This window comes from Streptomyces sp. NPDC088553 (assembly GCF_044752965.1).
In the GTDB taxonomy this organism is placed as follows: domain Bacteria; phylum Actinomycetota; class Actinomycetes; order Streptomycetales; family Streptomycetaceae; genus Streptomyces.
The window spans coordinates 274,479-293,554 of the sequence record NZ_JBIVMG010000009.1; the positions used below are offsets into that span (position 1 = coordinate 274,479).

General features: G+C 74.2%; 16 protein-coding genes. 5 read left to right on the forward strand and 11 right to left on the reverse strand.

The window, feature by feature from the left end:
- Positions 1 to 951, reverse strand: coding sequence for a hypothetical protein (locus tag ACIP8Z_RS29655; RefSeq protein ID WP_402088834.1), 951 nt, complete (start codon positions 949 to 951; stop codon positions 1 to 3).
- Positions 952 to 1,448: 497 nt separating this feature from the next.
- Between ACIP8Z_RS29655 and sepH the strand changes: the two genes are divergently transcribed.
- Positions 1,449 to 2,486 carry a septation protein SepH gene (gene sepH / locus ACIP8Z_RS29660; RefSeq protein WP_402088837.1) on the forward strand — a complete coding sequence of 346 codons (1,038 nt, stop codon included), beginning with the start codon at positions 1,449 to 1,451 and terminating at the stop codon, positions 2,484 to 2,486.
- A gap of 447 nt (positions 2,487 to 2,933) precedes the next feature.
- Here the strand turns inward: sepH and ACIP8Z_RS29665 are convergent, their stop codons facing one another.
- Complete coding sequence (locus ACIP8Z_RS29665) at positions 2,934 to 3,761, reverse strand: sulfurtransferase (RefSeq protein WP_402088839.1); 828 nt, start codon at positions 3,759 to 3,761, stop codon at positions 2,934 to 2,936.
- 173 nt (positions 3,762 to 3,934) lie between these two features.
- Here ACIP8Z_RS29665 and ACIP8Z_RS29670 point away from each other — a divergent pair, with 173 nt between their 5' ends.
- Positions 3,935 to 4,708 carry a VOC family protein gene (locus ACIP8Z_RS29670; RefSeq protein ID WP_319321419.1) on the forward strand — a complete coding sequence of 258 codons (774 nt, stop codon included), beginning with the start codon at positions 3,935 to 3,937 and terminating at the stop codon, positions 4,706 to 4,708.
- An 86-nt stretch (positions 4,709 to 4,794) separates the two neighbouring features.
- Here ACIP8Z_RS29670 and ACIP8Z_RS29675 read toward each other — a convergent pair whose 3' ends face one another.
- The 4 genes from ACIP8Z_RS29675 to ACIP8Z_RS29690 all read right to left on the reverse strand — a co-directional run bounded on the left by ACIP8Z_RS29675 (position 4,795) and on the right by ACIP8Z_RS29690 (position 10,781).
- A complete protein-coding gene (locus ACIP8Z_RS29675) occupies positions 4,795 to 6,189 on the reverse strand; it encodes a polysialyltransferase family glycosyltransferase (RefSeq protein WP_402088842.1) in 1,395 nt (464 codons plus the stop codon).
- A gap of 3 nt (positions 6,190 to 6,192) precedes the next feature.
- Entirely contained in the window at positions 6,193 to 7,158 is a 966-nt protein-coding gene (locus ACIP8Z_RS29680) for a glycosyltransferase family 2 protein (RefSeq protein ID WP_402088844.1), read from the reverse strand.
- A gap of 142 nt (positions 7,159 to 7,300) precedes the next feature.
- Complete coding sequence (locus ACIP8Z_RS29685) at positions 7,301 to 9,943, reverse strand: YfhO family protein (protein WP_402088847.1); 2,643 nt, start codon at positions 9,941 to 9,943, stop codon at positions 7,301 to 7,303.
- Between the two features lie 235 nt (positions 9,944 to 10,178).
- Positions 10,179 to 10,781: an isochorismatase family protein gene (locus ACIP8Z_RS29690; protein WP_402088849.1), complete on the reverse strand. Its 603-nt coding sequence runs from the start codon at positions 10,779 to 10,781 to the stop codon at positions 10,179 to 10,181.
- 392 nt (positions 10,782 to 11,173) lie between these two features.
- Here ACIP8Z_RS29690 and ACIP8Z_RS29695 point away from each other — a divergent pair, with 392 nt between their 5' ends.
- The 3 genes from ACIP8Z_RS29695 (at position 11,174) to ACIP8Z_RS29705 (ending at position 12,721) form a co-directional block, all read left to right on the forward strand.
- The gene (locus ACIP8Z_RS29695) at positions 11,174 to 11,863 is read left to right on the forward strand and encodes a TetR/AcrR family transcriptional regulator (protein ID WP_402088851.1); all 690 of its coding nucleotides are present in this window, start codon (positions 11,174 to 11,176) and stop codon (positions 11,861 to 11,863) included.
- 124 nt (positions 11,864 to 11,987) lie between these two features.
- Positions 11,988 to 12,242, forward strand: coding sequence for a hypothetical protein (locus ACIP8Z_RS29700; RefSeq protein WP_402088854.1), 255 nt, complete (start codon positions 11,988 to 11,990; stop codon positions 12,240 to 12,242).
- A 113-nt stretch (positions 12,243 to 12,355) separates the two neighbouring features.
- Complete coding sequence (locus ACIP8Z_RS29705; RefSeq protein WP_402088856.1) at positions 12,356 to 12,721, forward strand: hypothetical protein; 366 nt, start codon at positions 12,356 to 12,358, stop codon at positions 12,719 to 12,721.
- A 90-nt stretch (positions 12,722 to 12,811) separates the two neighbouring features.
- Here the strand turns inward: ACIP8Z_RS29705 and ACIP8Z_RS29710 are convergent, their stop codons facing one another.
- Genes ACIP8Z_RS29710 through ACIP8Z_RS29730 form a run of 5 tightly spaced genes read right to left on the reverse strand, consistent with a single transcriptional unit; the run spans position 12,812 to position 19,076 of the window.
- Complete coding sequence (locus tag ACIP8Z_RS29710; RefSeq protein WP_402088859.1) at positions 12,812 to 13,612, reverse strand: 4'-phosphopantetheinyl transferase family protein; 801 nt, start codon at positions 13,610 to 13,612, stop codon at positions 12,812 to 12,814.
- Positions 13,613 to 13,667: 55 nt separating this feature from the next.
- Positions 13,668 to 15,059: an MFS transporter gene (locus ACIP8Z_RS29715; RefSeq protein WP_402088862.1), complete on the reverse strand. Its 1,392-nt coding sequence runs from the start codon at positions 15,057 to 15,059 to the stop codon at positions 13,668 to 13,670.
- Positions 15,056 to 16,624 (reverse strand): argininosuccinate lyase, encoded by a 1,569-nt coding sequence (gene argH, locus ACIP8Z_RS29720; RefSeq protein ID WP_402088865.1) that lies wholly within the window; start codon positions 16,622 to 16,624, stop codon positions 15,056 to 15,058. Before argH ends, ACIP8Z_RS29715 begins: the two co-directional genes overlap by 4 nt.
- A complete protein-coding gene (locus tag ACIP8Z_RS29725; RefSeq protein ID WP_402088867.1) occupies positions 16,621 to 17,955 on the reverse strand; it encodes an ATP-grasp domain-containing protein in 1,335 nt (444 codons plus the stop codon). The genes argH and ACIP8Z_RS29725 overlap by 4 nt, the downstream gene beginning before the upstream one ends.
- Positions 17,952 to 19,076 (reverse strand): PLP-dependent cysteine synthase family protein, encoded by a 1,125-nt coding sequence (locus tag ACIP8Z_RS29730; protein WP_402088869.1) that lies wholly within the window; start codon positions 19,074 to 19,076, stop codon positions 17,952 to 17,954. The genes ACIP8Z_RS29725 and ACIP8Z_RS29730 overlap by 4 nt, the downstream gene beginning before the upstream one ends.

Genomic DNA, 19,076 nt, shown 5'->3' on the forward strand with positions numbered 1-19,076 from the left:
TCACTCGGCTCCCGTGCCGGCTCCGTCCCCGGCTCCCGCCGGGGTCGGCGCCGACGGGGTCTGCGGCGGGACCGTCCCGGCGCTCGGGTCCTGGGTCGGGGTGGCCGGATCGGTCGTCGGAGCCGTGGGCGTCGGGGTGGGCGTCGGCTCGCCGCCGGTCGAGCCGGAGGGCGTCGGCTCGGGCGAGGGGGTCGCGGTGCCGTTCTGTCCGTCGCCCCGGTCGCCCGGGGTGGGGGTGGCGCCCGTCGAGGGGCTGCCGGCGCCGTCGTCCGGCCGTCCGGTGCCGTCGGCGGATCCGGAAGGCGCGGTCGAGGGGTCCCTGTCCCCGGCCGGCGGCGCCTCCTGGCCCGAACCGCCACCGCCTCGGACGACGGATCCGAACGTGGTGGTGCCCTGCTTGCCGCTGAAGTCCTGCCCCGAGACGAGTTCGTAGGCGGTGATGCCGCCCATGGTGACGCCGAAGACGAGGGCGGCGGCGATCGCCGGGCGCTTCCAGCCGCGGACCCGGGTGCCGTGGGTGGTCGCCGCGCCGAACGTCGCCGCGCCGGACGTCGCCGCGCCGAACGTCGCCGCGCCGGACTCCTCGTCGAGCTCCTCGGCGTACGGGGCGGGTGCCCGGACCGTGCCCAGCATCAGGGTGCGGTCGTCCCGCGGCCCCGGGGCGAGCGGCACCTGACGGGCCTTCGGCTTGGCGGCGACCGTCACGTCGCGGACCTGTTCGCCGGTGCGCCGGAAGAGGTGCTGGAAGAGCGGACCGCCACAGGTGGCGATGACACTGATCACACCGGCGCCGAGGATGGTGCCGTACACGCCGAGGGTGGAGGCGAGTTTGGCGGCGATGACCGCGGCCAGGGCGCTGCCCGAGACCTGAGCCACACTCAGGTCGATCCTTCTCCTCCCGCTGTCCGCCTCCTCCGGCTCGTCCGTGTCGGTCTCCGGCCTGTGACGCATCTCCAACCCCTGATCCAGCCCCTGACGGCTCATCCGTTCACCTTGCACCCAGAAGGGACAAATGGGCGAAGGGAATAGTTCCGTTTCTGCTCTTTCTGTGAAGAGCGACACGTAAGGGGGAAGATCGCGGAGACTCAACTCCCGTACCGCCCGAGAAGTTGGGCGGCGCGCCGGTCCACCCAGGTGGCCCGAATGGAGTACATTGACGAACCCTGGGTCCGGACGCCTTCACGGGTGCCCGGGATCAAGGGGAGGGGGCCGGACACGGCGCTCGACCGGCGGCGCCGCGGCATCGCACGGGAACCGACTGCACAGAGTGACCGCCTGTCACTCCGAGTAGCCAACTGGTAACCGTGGCATAACGGCGTCCCAGGGTCCACGCCCGACACGCCGGGCAACTCGGCAAGGTAGTGGCAGGCTGCACCCGGGCAGGCCACACTCGACTAGCGGAAGCAGCGACGCACGTGACGTCGGCAGGCACCACCCGGGAGGTCCCCATGCCCGAACTGCGTGTCGTGGCCGTCTCCAACGACGGCACACGACTGGTGCTGAAGGCTGCTGACAGCACGGAGTACACACTTCCGATCGACGAGCGGCTTCGCGCCGCCGTGCGCAACGACCGCGCGCGCCTCGGCCAGATCGAGATCGAGGTGGAGAGCCACCTCCGCCCCCGCGACATCCAGGCACGGATACGAGCCGGTGCCTCCGCGGAGGAGGTCGCCACGATGGCCGGGATCCCCGTCGACCGCGTGCGCCGCTTCGAGGGCCCCGTGCTCGCCGAGCGCGCCTTCATGGCGGAGCGGGCCCGCAAGACCCCGGTCCGCAGGCCCGGCGAGAACAGCGGCCCCCAGCTCGGCGAGGCGGTGCAGGAGCGACTGCTGCTGCGCGGCGCCGAGAAGGACACCGTGCAGTGGGACTCCTGGCGCCGTGACGACGGCACCTGGGAGGTGCTGCTCGTCTACCGCGTCGCCGGCGAGGTCCACACGGCCAGCTGGACGTACGACCCGCCCCGGCGGCTCGTCCAGGCCGTGGACGACGAGGCCCGTGCGCTGATCGGCGAGACGGACGACACGATCGCCGCCGCGCCGGAGCCGAGCTTCCCGTTCGTGCCGCGGATCGCCCGGCTGCCCCGGGACCGGCCGCTCGACCGCGCCCTGGACCGTCAGCTCGACCACCGCCAGCTGGAGCGGGCGTCCGCGTCCGCCGAGCCGGAGGACGAGCGGGACTCCCTGACGAGCCTCCTGGAGGCCGTGCCGAGCTTCCGCGGCGACATGGTCGTACCCGAGCAGCCCGACTCGTCGGAGCCCTCGGAAGAGGTGGAGGCGGAGGAGCCGCCGGCCCCGGCCGCTTCGGCGGGCGCCGGTTCGGCGTACGCCGACGTCCTCATGCCCCGCGCGGTCTCGGGCCACCGGGACCGGCTCACCGGCACCACCGACCGCCAGGCCGAGGCGGACGGCGTCCGCCCGGGCCGCCGCGCGGCGGTGCCGAGCTGGGACGAGATCGTCTTCGGCACCCGCAGGAAGAAGCAGGACTGACGGCCTCGGCCGTACGAGGGAGAGGGCCCGCGCCGGGATCGGCGCGGGCCCTCTTCCGCGTGCGGAGGACCCGTGCGGGTTCCGGGTACGGAGGACTGCTGCGGGCGCCGTGAGGACCCGTGCGGGTTCCGTGGCTGGGGGGCTACCGCAGGCCGTGGCCGGAGGGCCGCCGCAGGCTCCGTGGCCGGGGGCTCCTGCGGGCCCGCGGCCGGAGGACCGCCGCAGGCTCCGTGGCCGGGGGCTCCTGCGGGCCCGCGGCCGGAGGACCGCCGCGGGCTCCGCGGCCGGAGGACCGCCGCGGGCTCCCTGACCGCAGGACCACCGCGGGCTCCGTGGCGGGAGGACCGCCGCGGGCTCCGTGGCGGGAGGACCGCCGCGGGCTCCCTGACCGCAGGACCACCCGCGGGCTCCGTGGCCTGAGGACCACCGCGGGTTCCGTGGCGGGGGCTACTGCGGGTCCGGGCCCGTGGCCACCGGGCGGGTGGGGTCGGCCGACCACTCCGACCACGAGCCCGCGTAGAGCGCGGCCGGGATGCCCGCGATCTCCAGGGCGAGGACCTCGTGCGCCCCAGAGACGCCCGAGCCGCAGTAGACCGCGACCGGCGTCCCCTCGGCCGCGCCGAGCGAGGTGAACCGGTCCCGCAGCGTGTCGGCGCCCAGGAAACGCCCCTCCGCGTCCACGTTCTCCGTCGTCGGGGCCGAGACCGCGCCCGGGATGTGCCCGCCGACCCGGTCGATCGGCTCCACGTCCCCGCGGTAGCGCTCGGCGGCCCGCGCGTCCAGGAGCAGCCCCGAGCGGGCGAACGCCGCCGCCCCGTCGGCGTCGAGCAGCCCGAGCGCGCCCGGCTGCGGCCGGAAGTCGCCCGGCTCCGGCGTGGGCACCTTCTCCGTGAGCTCCCCCGTCCAGGCCGCGAGACCGCCGTCCAGGACCCGGACGTCCTGGTGGCCGGCCCAGCGGAGCAGCCACCAGGCGCGGGCCGCGGCCCAGCCGATGCCGCCGTCGTAGACCACGACCGGGGTGGCCGCGGAGACGCCCGCCCGGCGCATCGCGGCCCCGAAGACCTCCGGGTCGGGCAGCGGGTGGCGTCCGCCGGCACCGGGCGGGCCCGCCAGTTCCGAGTCCAGGTCGACGTAGACCGCGCCGGGGAGGTGCCCGGCCTCGTACGCCGGACGTCCGGGCGGGCCGCCCAGCGTCCAGCGGACGTCCAGGAGAACCGGCGGCCGGGGCCCGGCCGACTCGCTCAGCAGTTCGCTTACGACGATGATGGGGTTCATGGGTGCCATCCTCGCGCAGCCGCACGGCCGCGGGGGACGAACCCGGCGTCCTCCCCGCGTCGGCTCAGCGGGTTCGCGCCACTCTTTGGTGCGACCAGGGCGCGCCACGGCCCCGTCGGTGACACCATCGGACGGGGACACGGGCACGACGATGGTCCGAGGAGAGAGTCACGATGACCGAGGCGACTCGGCGCACACCCGGCACACCGTGCTGGGTGAGCTTGATGGTGCACGGGCTTGACGCCACCCAGGAGTTCTACAACGCACTCTTCGACTGGGAGTTCGAACCCGGTCCTCAGCCTCTCGGCCCGTACGTGCGCGCGCTGCTCGACGGCAAGGAGGTGGCGGGCATCGGCCAGCTGCCGCCCGACCGGCATCTGCCGATCGCCTGGACCCCCTATCTGGCCACCTTCGACGCCGACGAGACCGCCGAGAGCATCCGCTGCTGCGGCGGCACCGTGGCCGTGGGCCCCCTGGACGCGGGCGAGGCCGGCCGGATGGCGGTCTGCTCCGACCCGGTGGGCGCGGTCTTCGGTGTCTGGCAGGCCGAGGCGCACCACGGCACGGCGACGGCGGGACCGCCCGGGACCCCCGTGTGGAACGAGCTCCTCACATACGAGACGTCCTCGGTCGGCAAGTTCTACCGGACGGTCTTCGGCTTCGACGTGGAGCCGGTCGTGTCCGCCGACCACGACTACGCCACGCTCCTGGTGGACGGGCTCCCGGTGGCCTCGCTGCACGGCGTCGGCAACGAGCTGCCCCGGGACCGGGGCCCCCACTGGATGACGTACTTCGAGGTCGCCGACACGGACGCCGCCGCCCGGCTCGTCCTGCGGCTCGGCGGCCATGTGCTGCGCCCGCCGCGCGATGCCACGGCGGGGCGGCTCGCCCTGGTGACGGACCCGGAGGGCGCGGTCTTCACCCTCGTCACGTCCCCCGCCGTGTGACCCGGGGAGGCCGCCGCCCGCACGCGTGACGCGGCGGCCTCGCGCCGGCCGACCCGGCCGGATCAGCCCCGGCCGGCCGGACCGGATCAGCCCCGTCGGGACCGTACGAGACTCCGGCGGAGCCGGGACTGCACGCCGCCCCTCCGCGCCTGCGTCTCCGTGCCGCCCGGCAGTCCGAGCAGGGTCAGCCGCTCGCCGTCGAAGTGGTGCGCGATCCCCGGGTCGGCGTGGTGCTCGGCCAGGAAGAGGGCGACCTCCTCGCGCATCCCCGGGTGGCTCTTGTGTCGCATGCAGTAGCCGACGGCGCGGACGAGCGGGGTGAGCGAGTCCGGCGCCGCTCCGGGGACCGAGGGCTCCTCGCCCTGCTCCAGGTCCGCGACCAGGTGGTCGACGACGGTGAGCGGGATCCGGTTGCTGTTCTCGAAGGGGGTGAGCCGTTCGAGGACCTCGGCCGTGCCCACGCGCGCGATGGGGACGCCGTAGTGGACGGCGGCGGTGAACATCGCGGTCGAGAAGCAGCCGACGACGAGCCGGGGCCTGCACCGCTCGTAGAAGGTCTCGGCGAGCAGCGGTCCGTCGAGGACGGTGAGCCGTACGCCGGACCGCTCCGCCTCCTCCTGGAGCGCCGTGGAGTAGCTCGCCGGCGCGGTCGGGTGCGGCTTGAAGACCACCGAGCGGTGTCCGGCGGCCGTGACGCCGCGGAGCATCCGCACGTGCAGCTCCTCCTCCTCCTCGGCGGTGAGGAGGCTGAGGGCGGCGAGGTACTGGCCGAGCATCAGGGCCGTGGGTTCGGAGGCGGCGGCCCGGACGATCTCGGGGTCGTCGGCCGCCTCCTCGGCGATCTCGGCGAGGACCGCGCGGAACGCGTCGTCGGGGACGAGCTCCGGCTCCACGCCGTACTCGCTCAGGAGGAGGGGGCGCAGGCCCGGCACCAGGTCGAGGTGGAGGACCCGCCGGACGCGGCAGGCGATGGACTGCGCGAGGTCGTTGCGGGTCGGGCCGTAGCTCATCAGGCCGTCCGCGTAGACGTGGAGGGCGCTCTCGGGGAAGCAGCCGGCCAGCGCCTTGGCGGGATTGACCTGGATGGACTCGACGATCAGCTCCACCGGGGCGGTGCCGAGCTGCCACGCGGTGCGCATCACGCGCTGCCAGAGCGGGGCGTCCTCGGGGCGGGGGGCCCAGGCGGCGGGATGGTACGGGTGGATCGCCTCGTTCCAGTCGAGGACGCCGTCGAAACGGGCGGCGATCCGCTCGTAGCCGGTCATCGCCTCCATGCGCGGCGCGGTCTCCGGGATCTCGGCGTTGCGCGAGATCAGCAGGAGCCTGCGGTGGTCCTCACGGGGGCCGAACTGGCCGGCGTCCAGCGAGGCCGCGAGGGTGGCGGCGCCGTACAGGGTGGACACCTGGAAGATCTGGACCGGGCGGCCGTCGGTGGCCGGGTCGTGCGCCGGTGCCTTGTCGGCGGCGGGGGCGGGGGCCATGGGTCAGGCGGTCCTTACGGTGTCGCGCAGGCTCCGGAGGAGGGTGCTGCGGGGGGTGTCCATGGTGGAGAGGGTCTCTTCGAGGACCTGCTGCGGCATCCGGTGAAGCGCGTCGCGCACATCGACGCGGAGCCGCTCGGCGACGGCGGGCTCGTACTTGTCGACCTTGCCCATGTGGAAGGCGATCATCGCGCAGTAGGTGCGGACCGCCTTCGGGAGGAAGCGGTCCGCCTCCGCGTCCCGGGAGACGTCGGCGAGCAGGGTGTCGTACGACGGAATGAAGTCGAGCTGCCGGTTGTCGGTGATCTGGGTGAGCGAGGTGGTGACGCCCCGGCGGTAGAAGACGCCGTGCAGGGAAAGCGCCGCGAAGGTGCGTGCCTTGAGGTGGAGGCGCCATACCCAGAGGCGGTCCTCGGCCGTTCTCAGGGACGTCTCGAAACGGGATTCGCCGTTCTGGAAGAGACGGGAGCTGTAAATGCCGAAGGGGACGAAGGGATAGTCCACCATCGTCACCATGCTGGCGGGCGAGATTCCGTCACGGGGGTCCATCACGGTGTCGCGGCGCTTGGCGGGGGCATAGCGGATGTTCCGCTTCCGGCCCTCCGAGAGAACGTGGTCGGTTCGGGCGAAATCGCAGTCCAGGCGCTCGATTCCGGTCACCATGGCCTTCAGGTGGCCGGGGGCGTACCAGTCGTCGCCGTCGAGGAAGGTGATGTGGTCCCCGCGCGCGGCATCGATTCCCGTGTTGCGCGCCTGGGCGACACCGCTGTTCGTCTCGTGCCGGATGACGGTGGCGTTCGGCAGTCGGTCGCGCCAGCGGTCGAGGATTTCCGGGGTGTCGTCCGTCGAGCAGTCGTCGATCAGCAGGAACTCGAATTCCGGATCCGCGTTGTTCGCGAGGCTGCGCAGGGTGTCGGGCGCATAGGCCCCGACATTGTGGAACGGTACGACGACGGACAGTTTCGGCACTCGGAATCCCCATACTGAATCGAACAATTAAAGGCCGCTACGGCGGGTACGGTAACGCTCCACTTTTCCGGGCGAACGATCCGCGTGTGCACTCCGGGTGAACTCTTGGCGTCTCCCGTGGAAAGTCCGTGCGGAAACCGCCTCACGCGACGGCCGGTCCATCGGCCGGCCGGTCCGCCCGCTGTTCCGCCCGCCGCCCGGCCCGTCGGTGCAGGGCTCCCGTCGCGATCAGGGCGAGGAGGGCGGTCAGGCCGACGGCGCCGCCGAGCTTGAGACCCGGCGGGCGGAAGGAGCAGGTGACCGTGTTCGCCCGGCCGTCCAGCGGGATCGCGACGAGGCCCTGGTACGCGCGCGCGGGGCGCGGCTCCGCGTCGCCGGCGGCGCAGCGCCAGCCGGAGATACGGGGCGCGGCGAGCACCGCGGTGCCGGTGCTGCCCGGGGGCAGTTCGGCCGTGACGGTGTGTCCGGTGGCGCGCACCTCGATGGCCCCGGTGGCGGTCAGCTCCCGCACGGCGGAGTCGAGCCGGTCCCGGACCAGGCAGCCGACCGGCTGACGGGGCAGCCGGACCTTGCGCTCGGGGCTCAGCTCGATCCGCACCTCGCCGGACCGGGGCACCGTGCCGAGGGCCCGCATGGGGCCCCGGACGGCGGGCGGCTTGCCCTCGAAGTCCACGCGCTGCTCCCCCGCGAGCGTCGCGCCACCGCGGTATTCGGGGGCCCAGAACCAGGCCTGGGAGCCCGCCGGGCAACGGGCGCTGACGGTCCGTCCGTCACGGGTGACGGCCGGCAGCTCGTACACGTCGGCGCCGAGGAGCCGTTCCTGCTCGGCGAAGGCGGAGTCCCCGGGGTGGGTGGCCGGACGCTTCGCCGGACGGACGGTGACCAGTGGCGGTACGGGCGTGGTGGCGACGGACACCGTGGCCCGGGGCGGCGCGTCCTGGCGGAGCGGTTCGGTCGGGACCGAGCGGACCCGGGTGCCGATGGAGAACAGGGCGTCGGTGACCGGGTTGTCGAGGGTGACCGGGTGGCGGCCCTTGGCGTAGTGGCCGAAGCCCAGGGAGGCGAGGGTGCGGGAGGTCACCTCGGCGGTGAGGCTGCTGTAGTAGTCGGCCCCCTGGCCGCCGACGATCAGGACGTCGTTGCCGCCGGGCACCTCTCCGGGTTCCGTCCGGTACTTCGGCCAGGCGTCCGCGCGGGCCACCTCGTCGGCCACGGCGGTGTGCCAGGGGCCGATCCGGGGGGCCCAGGAGACCTTGTCGCGCTGCTGCTCCTCGATCCGCTTCCCGGTGACGGCCGCCTCGCCGGCCTGCGCGACGACGAGGAGGACGACGGCGAGGACGGGCAGGAGGCGCGCGGCGCTCAGGGCGCGCGCGGGAGCGGCGGGTGCCGTGCGGGGTGCGGGCGGCGCGCCGGCCGTCCTCCCGCGGTGGTGCGGGAGGGCCACCAGGGCGGCGGCGAGCGCGAGGGCCGCGGCCACGCCGAAGGCCGGGTAGGTCCAGTGGTCGATGTCGATGCTGCCGTGGGCCGCCCAGGCCAGGAGTCCGAGCAGGGCGCCGCCCGCGAGGAGCGCGGTCGGGCGCGGCACGCCCCGGGCGGCCGAGAACCAGCCGGCGACGATCAGCAGCCCGCACAGGACGAAGGCCTGCCGGTACGGGACGCCGTTGGGCGAGGCGCCCGCGTGCCAGAGCAGATGGGTCGGCTCCCACTGGAGGGAGAGCGTGACGAGGACGACCGCGGCCGACCAGCCGGCCCGGACGCGCGGGGCGACGGCCCCGTTGAAGGGCAGGGTGAGGGCGAGCGCGAGCGCGGGCGTACCGATGAAGAGGGCGGGGCTCGCGAGGCTCGTGGTGGCCGGCAGGAACCTGGCGAGGACGTCCGCCCAGGCGGCGGGCGCGAAGGTGGACTCGGGGGTGGGGTCGGCGACCTTGGTGCCGAGGAAGATGACCACGACGAGCGGCGCGGCGAGGCCGATGCCGATGAGGACGCCGCGTGCGGCACGCAGCGCCCCGGCGAGGCGCTGCCGTACGCCGGCCGTCTCCTCGGCGGTGAGGAGCCGTACGGCCAGGACGACGGCGGCCCCGATGGTCGCCATGTACGCCGTGTAGAAGTTGGCGGTCCAGGCCAGGGCGACCACGACGGGGCCGAGGACGGGGCGGCGCCCGGTGCGGGCCCACTCCCCGACGAGGCAGAGCAGCGGGAAGGCGACGAGTCCGTCGAGCCACATCGGGACGGTGGCACCGAGGTTGAAGGTCCAGCCCGAGAGGGCGTACGCGCTGCCGAGCACGGCGGCGACCGGCCAGGGACCGGGGCGCATCCGCAGGAGCAGCAGCGCCATCGCCGCCCCGGCCGCGGTGATCTTGACGGCGGTGACGACGTACAGGGCGAGTTCGATGCGGTCCGCCGGGAAGAGCACGACGAGCAGGTCGAAGGGGCTGCTCAGATAGGTGCCGATGTCACCGAGGAAGCCGGTGCCGAAGCCGGAGTTCCAGTTGAGGAAGGCGTCTCCGTGGGTCTCGCCGAGGAGGAACTCGCGCCAGTACGCGTGGAACGGCAGGTACTGCTGGCCCAGGTCGACGATGTTCCTGGTCACCGGGCCGAAGGGGTGGCTGCGCGAGAGCCGGGTGGCGAGGGCGAACAGGACGGCGGTGAACAGGGCGGCCGAGAGCGGGCCGGCGACGGCCGGTGAGCGCAGCCGGCGCCGCGGGGAGCCCGTCGCGCGCGTCGGGCCGCGCTTCCCCTCCTCGCCGTCGACCTCGTCGAGCACGGTCTCGGCGGCGGGGGGCACACATCCTCCAGGGGGCGTACGGAACAGGAGCGCCCGGGTGATCCGTCACGGGCCGACCGCCATTACCGCCGAGTCGGGCGACCCGTGACCGATCATCAGGCGGTGTTTCGGCACACCTCGGGTGAACTCCCGGTGTCGGGTGTCGGGTGCCGGGCGGGGGCCCGGCGGGGGTGGGACGGAGGCCGGCCGGGGTGCCGCCGGGCGGGCGGCACCCCTCGCCGACCGGGAGAACCCGTTACGCGACGAGCTCGTCGACCGTGCGGGCCACGGTGCCGAAGAGGTCGGTGACCGTCGTCAGGCTCGCGGCCTGGAGCGCCTCCGCCGTCGTGACGGTGCCGTCGGGGGCCTCCAGGGAACGGGTCGCGGTGGCCTCGGCGACGACGGTCGGGCGGTAGCCGAGGTTGAAGGCGCCCTGCGCGGTGAAGAGGACGCACATGTGCGTCATGAATCCGGCGATGACGAGGTCTCCGGTGACGCCGAGGTCCTTCAGGGTCGCTTCGAGGTCGGTGGCGTGGAAGGCGTTGGGGAACTGCTTGACGACGACCTTCTCGCCCTCGACCGGGGCGACCTCGTCGCTGATCGCGCCGATCTCGGCCCGGATGTCGTAAGGAGTGCCCTCGCCGCCGTCGTTGACGACGTGCACGACGGGCGCACCCGCGGCGCGGGCGGCGGCGAGCAGACGGGCGCCGGCGGTCACGGCCTTCTCGGCCTCGTCGAGTCGCATGACGCCGGTGCGGTAGGTGTTCTGGAAGTCGATCATGATCAGCGCCGACTCGCTCAGGCGGGGCAGGTCCTGGGGAAGGCCGATCACATCACGGAGGGTGGTGGAGGCGGTCATGGTGGTTCCTTTCGTAGCGGTGCGGAGGGTGAGATCGGGGTTCAGGAGAGGTTCTTCGGGGCGCCGTCCGGCGCGAGGTCGACGAGCGGGCCCTCGATCCCCCGGCCCTCGAACGCCTGCACGAGGGACCGCGTGTCCTCGGAGTGGATGTTCCAGCTGTCGGTGCCTCCTCGCCGCCGCGGGCGGCGAGGACGGTCACGCCCAAGTGGCCGCCACGGCCCCCGCTGCGGCGTGACGGAACGTCGAACGGTTCATGGGGGAACACCAGCTCTCTCGTCGCGAACGGTCGGACGGCCCGGGGGGCGGCGCCCGACCCCCCAGATGTTTTCAACGCTAACACAACCTGTAAGCATCGATCACGAAGGACTGTCAGCGCTGTTATCGTGGGAGGCATGTCGACCGCACGCGCGCGCATCCTGGAAGCCACCGAGGAACTCCTCGCCACCAAGGACGCCCTTGCGATCTCGACCCGCGCCATCTGCGACCGGGCGAAGGTCGGGATGCCCGAGATCTACCGGCAGTTCGGCGACAAGCAGGGCCTGCTCACGGCGGTCGCCGACATCGGCTTCGAGCGCTTCCTCGCCGAGAAGCGCAAGAACCCGCTCACCGACGATCCGGTGGCGGATCTGCGGACGGCCTGGGACAGCCACGTCTCCTTCGCGCTCCGCAACCCGCACCTCTACCGGCTGATGTTCACGCCGACCGGCGACGCCAAGCCGGGGGCCATCAAGGAGGCGCAGGCGATCCTCCTGAAGGCGGTGGAGCGCTGCCGTGACGCCGGGCGGCTCCGGACCACCCCGGAGCTCGCGGGGCGCTCGATCCTCTCCGCCAACGTGGGCGTGTGCATGATGGCGCTGTCGTTCCCCGACCTGTTCGGGGACGCCGACACCTCCCCGGCGGTACGGGACGCGGTGATCGGGAAGGTCACCGGCGACGAGCGCGAGGACAGCCGGATCGGTACGGCGACCGTCCTCGCCCAGGCCTTGATCGGCACCCTCACGGGAACGGCCACCCCGAGCGGCGCCGCCCTCGACCGGCTGGCCGGCGCACCGCTTCCGCCGGCGCCGCCCTCGGGGACGTAGGCGGCGATCCCGCAGGTCCCGCCCTCGGCGACGTAACCGCCGGTCAACTGCCGCCGCAAAGTTCCGGCCATGGCTCTCCACCGGCCTACGCTCGCAACTCCCATACCAGGAGGAGGAGTACGCCATGGAGAACCCGACTCGTAAGGTGGCCGCGGCCGGTGCCGCCGCACTGCTGGCCGCGGGACTCGTCGTCGCCGGTGCCGGTGCGGCGAGCGCGTCGGAGACCGCCCCGGCCGAACGCATCACCTCGGCGGCCCAGCTCAAGGACAGCATCCGGCTCGCCGTCGCCCAGGAGGAGCTGGCCGGGGAGCAGGGGCTGAGCCAGAGCGTCGGCGGCCGGGTGACGCAGGTCGCCGGCACCCAGTCCGGCACCTGCTGAGGCCGAGGTGACCACCGTGGGCGAGGACGGCTCCTCGCAGACCTGGTGCCCCAGCGGAGAGGCGCACGCGCCGGAGTCCGTCGTCCTGGGCGTACGGTCCGGGCAGGACGGGCGTGGTGTACCTGGCCGATCCCGTACCGGCGGCCGAGGTGCTCGGCGAGGTGCCGGAGGGCGTCGAGCCGCGACGCGTCCTGCGGTTCGCGTCGCACTGTGTCAGCGACTGCGTCAACCGCAGGGGCGGCGACTGCACGCTCGTCGAGCGGGTGCTGTCCCGGCCCGCCGCGCAGGAGGACGGTCCCGTCCCGCGGTGTCACCTCAGGGCGCGGTGCCAGTGGTGGAAGCAGACCGGGGTCGCCGCGTGCGCGCGGTGCCCCGCGGTCTCGACCCGCCATCACGCCGGCGACGAGCTGGCCGACCTGGTGGCCGATCCGGCCACCACGCAGGAGCAGCTCGACGAGTGGATCGCGCTGGCCGGCTGATCTCCGGTCGTCCGGTCATCGGCTGTCGAGGGAAACGCGGAAGGTCCCCGGACGATCTGTCCGGGGACCTTCCGCGTGCGCCCGAGGCGCTCACGCGCGGCTCGGCGGGTCTCCCCTGATGTCGCGCTCCGACAGGCGGTTCACCCGGGGCGACGGCGTGGTCAGTTCGCCGTGGACGGCCACCGCCGCCGCGTAGCCGCGGTCGACGGGGATGTCGAGCAGGGTCCAGCCCGCGGGCGGCTGCGTTCCGTCGGGGCTGCCCGAGCCCACGTAGTCGGCCGCCGGGTCGCGGCCGAGACCGGTGCCGAGCCCTTTGAGGTAGGCCTCCTTGCGGGTCCACAGCCGGGCCAGCGCCCGGGGGCGGCGCGGGGGTGGCAGCGCCTCGATCTCGCGTTGTTCGGCGGGGTGCAGCATGGCGGCGAGTTCGGCGGCGCCGCCCGGGTCGGCGACCAGGTCGACGTCCACGCCGATGGGCGCCACCGCCGTCCCGACGAGGACGAGGTCCCCTCGGTGGGAGAGCGAGAAGTGCAGTCCGCGCGAGGCGCCCAGGACGGTCGGCCGTCCGTGCGGACCGCCGCAGCAGGGGCAGGTCTCCCGGCCGTAGCGAATGTCCTGCGGAAGCGTGTCGAGGTACGTGCCGAGCAGCCGGCGCAGTGCCAGATGGGCGGCGGTGAAGCGGACCCGGTCCTCCGCGTGCGCCAGACCGGCGGCGCGCTGCCGCTCGGTGGCGTCCAGGACACCGGCGTCGAGGCCGGTGCCCCGGGCGTCGGAGACCCTGAGCAGCCACAGGTCGAGGGAGCCTGGCCGTGGCAGGGCACGCGGCGGTGGCAGGGGGGCGAGCAGCAGGGTGCCGCTCGCGGAACTCCAGGGACCGCTTCTGGGATCACTCACGGGACCCCTCCTGTTCGATGACGGATGCGCGGACGCGGGTGGCCGTCGGGACGGATCAGCCTTGTTCGGGAACGGCGTACCGGAGGGCCCGCCGGTCGGCCGGACCGGGGGAATCCGCCGGCTCGGGCGCATCTCCCGGCTCGGTGGAATCGGCGGGCGGTCGGGTGCGTGGGGGGACGGGAGGTGGGGCGGGTGGTTGCGCCGGCGGTTCGGTGGGCAGGTCCCTGCGGGCCCGCAGGGGGCCGGCGAGCAGCAGTGCGGAGCTGACCGCGAGGCCGGCGGTGAGCAGCCACAGCGCGGGCCGCAGCCCGAGCACCCCGCCGAGCACACCGCCGAGCAGCGAACCGATGGGAATCGCGCCGAAGTTGGCGACGGAGACGCTGGCGGTGATCCGGCCGAGCAGCTGCGGCGGGCAGTACTGCTGGCGGAACGCGCCCTGGATGACGTTGGCGGACACCACGCCCAGGGCGAGCACGGCGCCGCCGACGGGCAACAGCACGACCCGCCAGCCCGGTTCGGCCAGCGGGATGAGCAGCCCGAACGGGGCCGTGGCGAACTTGCAGAGCAGCATGCCGCGGGCGGTGCCGAAGCGGCGTGCCATGGGGGTGGCGACGACGGCGCCGAGCAGTCCGCCGACGCTGCTGCCGGCCAGCAGCCAGCCCACCGCGGCCTCGCCGACGTGGAGTTCCCGCACGAGGAACACGGTGATGATGGCCTGGTAGCCGGTGAGCAGCAGGTTGGTGACGGTGCCGTACGTGGTCAGGACGCGCAGGTACGGGTCGCGCACGGTGTGCCGCAGGCCCTCCGCGACGTCCTTGCGCAGGGCCTGGGGCCGTTCGGGTCGCTCCGGCACCGGTTCCTTCCCGCGGATGCCGAGCAGGCACAGGGTGGAGACGAGGAAGGTCGCGGCGTCGGCGAGGAGGCCGTTGACGGCTCCGAACGCGCCGGCCAGGACACCGCCGCCGCCGAGCCCGGCGAGCTGCGCGGCCGATTCGCTGCCCTGGAGCTTGGCGTTGGCCTCGGTGAGGTGCTCGCGGGGGACGACGAACGGCACGTACACCCGGTAGGCGATGGAGAAGAAGACGTTCGCGACCCCGGTGAGCAGGGAGACCACGAGCAGCTGCGTCATGGTCAGCACATCGAGCCAGGCGGCGGCCGGCACGCTGAGCAGGAGCACCAGGGAGCCCACGTTGCAGGCCACCATCAGCGGGCGGCGCGGCAGCCGGTCCACCCAGGCGCCCGCGGGGAGCCCGAGCAGGAGCCAGGGCACCCAGGCGGCCGCGGCCAGGGCGCTCACCCAGAAGGTGCTCGCTTCGAGGGTGACCACGGCCACCAGCGGCATGGCGACACCGGTGATGTTGCTGCCGAAGCGGCTGGTGGTCTCCCCCGCCCACAGGAGCCGGAAGTCGCGCTGCCGCAGCAGCCCGTCCCGGCGCCGCGCGTTCATCGGGCGGCCACCACCTTCGCGGCGGCCTCGGGCGGCACGTCGTCCGACGCGGCGCGGACCACCTTGGCGGCCTCGGCCGACAGGCGCTCGGCGGCGCCGGACCAGCGGGCGCGTCGGGCCGCCGACTCGGCGGTGAGGGCGGCGAGTTCGCTCCGTGCCCGGGCCAGGGCCTCGGCCGGCGCGGTGCCGCCGGGGCCACCACCGTGGGCGCAGGCGGCGGCCACGGTCTCCGGGTCGAGCCAGTCGGCCGGGTATCCGGCGGCGGCCGCGGCCACGTCGGGCTGGGCGCGCGCCGCGTCGGACAGCGGCGTACCGCTGTCGAGGGCGCCGAGGACGGTCTCGCCGACCAGGTGGTGGGCGGTGCGGAAGGGGATGCCGTCGACGACGAGGCGTTCGGCGAGGTAGGTCGCCGAGGTGAAGCCCTCCCGGGCGCGGTCGCGCATCCGGTCGCGGTCGGGTTCCGCCCCGTCGACGACGAGCCGGAGCAGCGTCACCGCCTGGGTGGTGTCGGCGAGACCGGGCCACAGATGGCGGGCGGCCTCGGTGCCGACGGCGATGGCGTTGGTGTAGCCGGCGGTGGACATGGCCGCCGCGGCGCCGGTGAACCCGGCGAGGGCGGCCGTCGAGCGGCCCTGGATGTGTTCGAGCAGGAAGGGGTTGCGCTTCTGCGGCATCATCGAGCTGGAGCCGACCAGGTCGTCGTCCATCCGGAGCAGCCCGAACTCCTCGGTCGTCCACCAGGTCAGGTCCCGGGCCACCCGGGCCATGAGGACGCCCAGGACGGCGGCGGCGGAGAGCATGCGCAGCACGAAGTCGCGGGAGGCGACCGCGTCGACCGAGTTGGGCACGGCGGCGGTGAAGCCGAGGAGGTCCGCGGTACGGGCCGGGTCCACCGCCACGGAGGTGCCGCCGACGGCTCCCGCGCCGAGCGGGTTGACGTCGATCTCCCGGCCGGCGTCGAGCAGCCCGGCGAGCGAGCGCAGCACGCCGCCCGCGACCCCGGTCAGATAGTGGCCGTAGCTGATGGGCACGGCGGGCTGGCCGTGGGTGTACGCGGGCATGGTGACGTCCCGGTACTCCTCCCCCTTGTCGAGCAGGACCCGCGCCAGCTCGGCCACTTCGTCCAGAAGCTGCCCGTAGGGGCCGCGCACCTTGAGCCGTACGGTGGTGGCGTTGAGGTCGTTGCGGGAGCGCCCGGTGTGCAGCACCCCACCGGTCTCCTGGCCGAGCCGGTCGACGAGCCAGCCCTCGTACGCCAGGTACAGGCCGCGCGGCATGGGGCGGGCCCGTACGGGGCCGAAGTCCTCGGAGCGCAGGGCGTCGACGGTGTCGAGGAGGGCCGCGGCGCGGCTCGCGTCGACGATGCCGCGCTCGGCGAGCATCACCAGATGGGCCCGGTCGACCTCGCTGATCAGCCGCAGTTCGTCGCCCACCGGGTCGCCGTCGTCGGTGCGGTACTGGTCGTAGACGATGCGGTGGGCGCGCGGGTCGAGCCCGGTGCGGAGCCGCCCGGTGTGGACGCCCGCCTCCTGCGTGCCGCTCGTACCGGTGACGCTGCCGCTCATGCCGGCACCGCCTCCCTCACGGACACGCTCGGCGTCACCGGAGTCGACGGCGTCACCGGAGTCGGCGATGTCACCGTGGTCGGCGCCGTCTGCGCCGTCACCGGCGTCAGCGCTGTGGCGAGTCCCCGCGTGAGCGCGGTCTCGGCGGCCTCGGCCGACTCCTCCGGAGCCGTACCGGCCGCGATCACATGGCCCACCCGTCCCCGGAAGTCCTCGGCCGGCACGACCGTGGTCCCGGCCGGGCGGTAGAGGGCGGTGTCGACGACACCGGGCACGGCGCGGGCCGCCGACTCCGCGGCGGCGACGTCCGCGAGGACACTGTCGGTGCCGGCCGTCAGGAAGCGGATCGAGGCCGCGCCCGCGGCGGCCGGCGTACCGGCGAGGTCGACGCGCTCGCCGAGCGCGGCCCGCACCTGGGCGCCGACCAGGTCGACGCCGCGTGCCCGGCGCACGAGCTCCGGGATCATGCCGCCGGCCAGCCGCGGGTTGACCTCGATGACGCGGGCGACGTCGCCGTCGAGCCGGAGCTCGACATGGGCCGCGCCCCAGCCCAGGCCGAGGGCCCGGACGGCGCGCACGGCCGTGTCGACGAGCGCGGCGGACTGTGCGGCGGGCAGGACGGCGGGCACGTCGTGCCCCGTCTCGACGAACACCGGGGGCGCGCCGACGTGTTTGGCGACCGTGACGACGGCCTCCTCGCCGAAGACCTCCACCGAGAACTCGCGCCCGGTCAGGTACTGCTCGACGAGGACCACTCCCGGGGTGCGCAGACCGCGTTCGTTGACGGTGGCGGCCAGCAGGCCCTTCGCGTGGCCCGCCACCTCGTCCCGGTCGCGGCACAGGCGTACGCCCAGGCTCCCCGATCCCTGCACCGGCTTGACGACGACCGGGCCGCCGAGCCACTGTGCGGCGGCGATCGCCTCGGCGACGTCGCCGGCCACCGAGAAGCGCGGCACGGGCACCCCGGCCTCGGCCAGGGTGCGGCGCTGCGCGGCCTTGTCGCGGCAGGCGCGGACGGCGTCGGCGGACGGGCCGGGAAGCCCGAGGCGCGCGGCGATTCCGGCGGCCGTGGCGACGTAGTACTCGGAGCTGGAGAGGACCCCGGCGACCGGCGCGGCGGCGGCGAGGCCGGTCACGGCGAACCACAGGGCGTCGTCGTCCGCGGTGTCCACGACGACGGTGCGCAGCCCGTCCTCGGCGGCGTAGGGGTAGCGGGCGGGATCGGCGCTCAGGAGGACGGGTACGACTCCGAGGTCGCGGGCCCGGGCGGCGAACTGGCGCCCCGTGCCGGTGGTGTTGGACTCGACGAGGAGCAGCAGCGGGGTGGTCACGACCGGACCTCCGGCGTCGCCGGGTCACCGAGGCCGGGGACGTCCCGGGCGATCACGTCACCGAGGTCGTGGACCTCCGGCGTCATCACGTCGTCGAAGCCGCGGCGGGCCCACACCAGCCGGGTCCACGAGGACGGGGCGTCCAGCGGGTGGTCGACGGTGACCGGGCCGCCGGGGGCCGGCGCCGGCTCGATGCCCTGCTCGCGCAGCCAGTCGGCGTGGTAGACGGTGGACTGGTAGCGGTAGCCCTCGTCGGGCAGCACCATGACGACCTTGCTGTCAGGGTTGCGCGCGGCCCACCAGGAGGCGACCTGGAAGGAGGCGCCGCTGGTGGGTCCCATGAACAGCCCGTGGTTGCGGAAGAGTTCGTGGGTCGCGTGGAAGGCCTCGGGGGCGGTGACCCAGTGCACCTCGTCGTAGGCGCTGTGGCGCACGTTTCCCGGGTGGATGCTGCTGCCGAGTCCGCGCAGGGTGCGCGGTCCGTCGGGCGAGCCGAAGATGATCGAGCCGTGGGTGTCCACCCCGACGAGGTGCAGCGCCGGGTCGGCGGGGCGCAGGGCGGCGGCGAGGCCGCCGGTGGAGCCGCCGGAGCCGACCGGGCCCACCAGGCAGTCCACGGAGCCGACGGTCTCCCCGATGAGGTCGGCGACCACGGCGTACGCGCCGGGGTTGTCGGGGTTGTCGTACTGGCCGGGCACGAAGCTGTCGGGGTGGAGCCGGCGCAGTTCCTCGAGGCGGGCGAGGCGGGCGCCCTGGATGCCGCCGCTCTGCCCGGCGTACTCGACGATCTCGACGGTGGCGCCCAGCATCTCCAGCCGGTTGCGCAGGTCGCGGTCGATGGCGGAGTCGCCGACGATGGTCAGGTCGTAGCCGCGCAGCCGGCACACCATCGCCAGGCCGAGGGCGAAGGTGCCGGAGGAGGTCTCGATGACCCTGCTGCCGGGCCGCAGCAGTCCGGCGGCCTCGGCCCGGTCGATGATGAAGCGCGCCGGCAGCAGCTTCATCAGGCTGAACGCCGCAGCGTAGAGGTTGTCGGTCACCTGGATGATGCGGGGCAGTTCGGTGGCGTCCACCACCGAGTCGTGCAGCCTGCCGACGCCCGCGATCGTGGTCGTAGTCAT

Bases quoted from the DNA above. Each gene is read 5' to 3' on its own strand.
- ACIP8Z_RS29700 (WP_402088854.1), top strand. From the start codon at position 11,988: ATGGAGAACCCGACTCGTAAGGTGGCCGCGGCCGGTGCCGCCGCACTG.
- ACIP8Z_RS29655 (WP_402088834.1), bottom strand. From the start codon at position 951: ATGCGTCACAGGCCGGAGACCGACACGGACGAGCCGGAGGAGGCGGAC.
- ACIP8Z_RS29665 (WP_402088839.1), bottom strand. From the start codon at position 3,761: ATGAACCCCATCATCGTCGTAAGCGAACTGCTGAGCGAGTCGGCCGGG.
- ACIP8Z_RS29695 (WP_402088851.1), top strand. From the start codon at position 11,174: ATGTCGACCGCACGCGCGCGCATCCTGGAAGCCACCGAGGAACTCCTC.
- ACIP8Z_RS29715 (WP_402088862.1), bottom strand. From the start codon at position 15,059: ATGAACGCGCGGCGCCGGGACGGGCTGCTGCGGCAGCGCGACTTCCGG.
- ACIP8Z_RS29670 (WP_319321419.1), top strand. From the start codon at position 3,935: ATGACCGAGGCGACTCGGCGCACACCCGGCACACCGTGCTGGGTGAGC.
- sepH (WP_402088837.1), top strand. From the start codon at position 1,449: ATGCCCGAACTGCGTGTCGTGGCCGTCTCCAACGACGGCACACGACTG.
- ACIP8Z_RS29730 (WP_402088869.1), bottom strand. From the start codon at position 19,076: ATGACTACGACCACGATCGCGGGCGTCGGCAGGCTGCACGACTCGGTG.
- ACIP8Z_RS29675 (WP_402088842.1), bottom strand. From the start codon at position 6,189: ATGGCCCCCGCCCCCGCCGCCGACAAGGCACCGGCGCACGACCCGGCC.
- ACIP8Z_RS29690 (WP_402088849.1), bottom strand. From the start codon at position 10,781: ATGACCGCCTCCACCACCCTCCGTGATGTGATCGGCCTTCCCCAGGAC.
- argH (WP_402088865.1), bottom strand. From the start codon at position 16,624: ATGAGCGGCAGCGTCACCGGTACGAGCGGCACGCAGGAGGCGGGCGTC.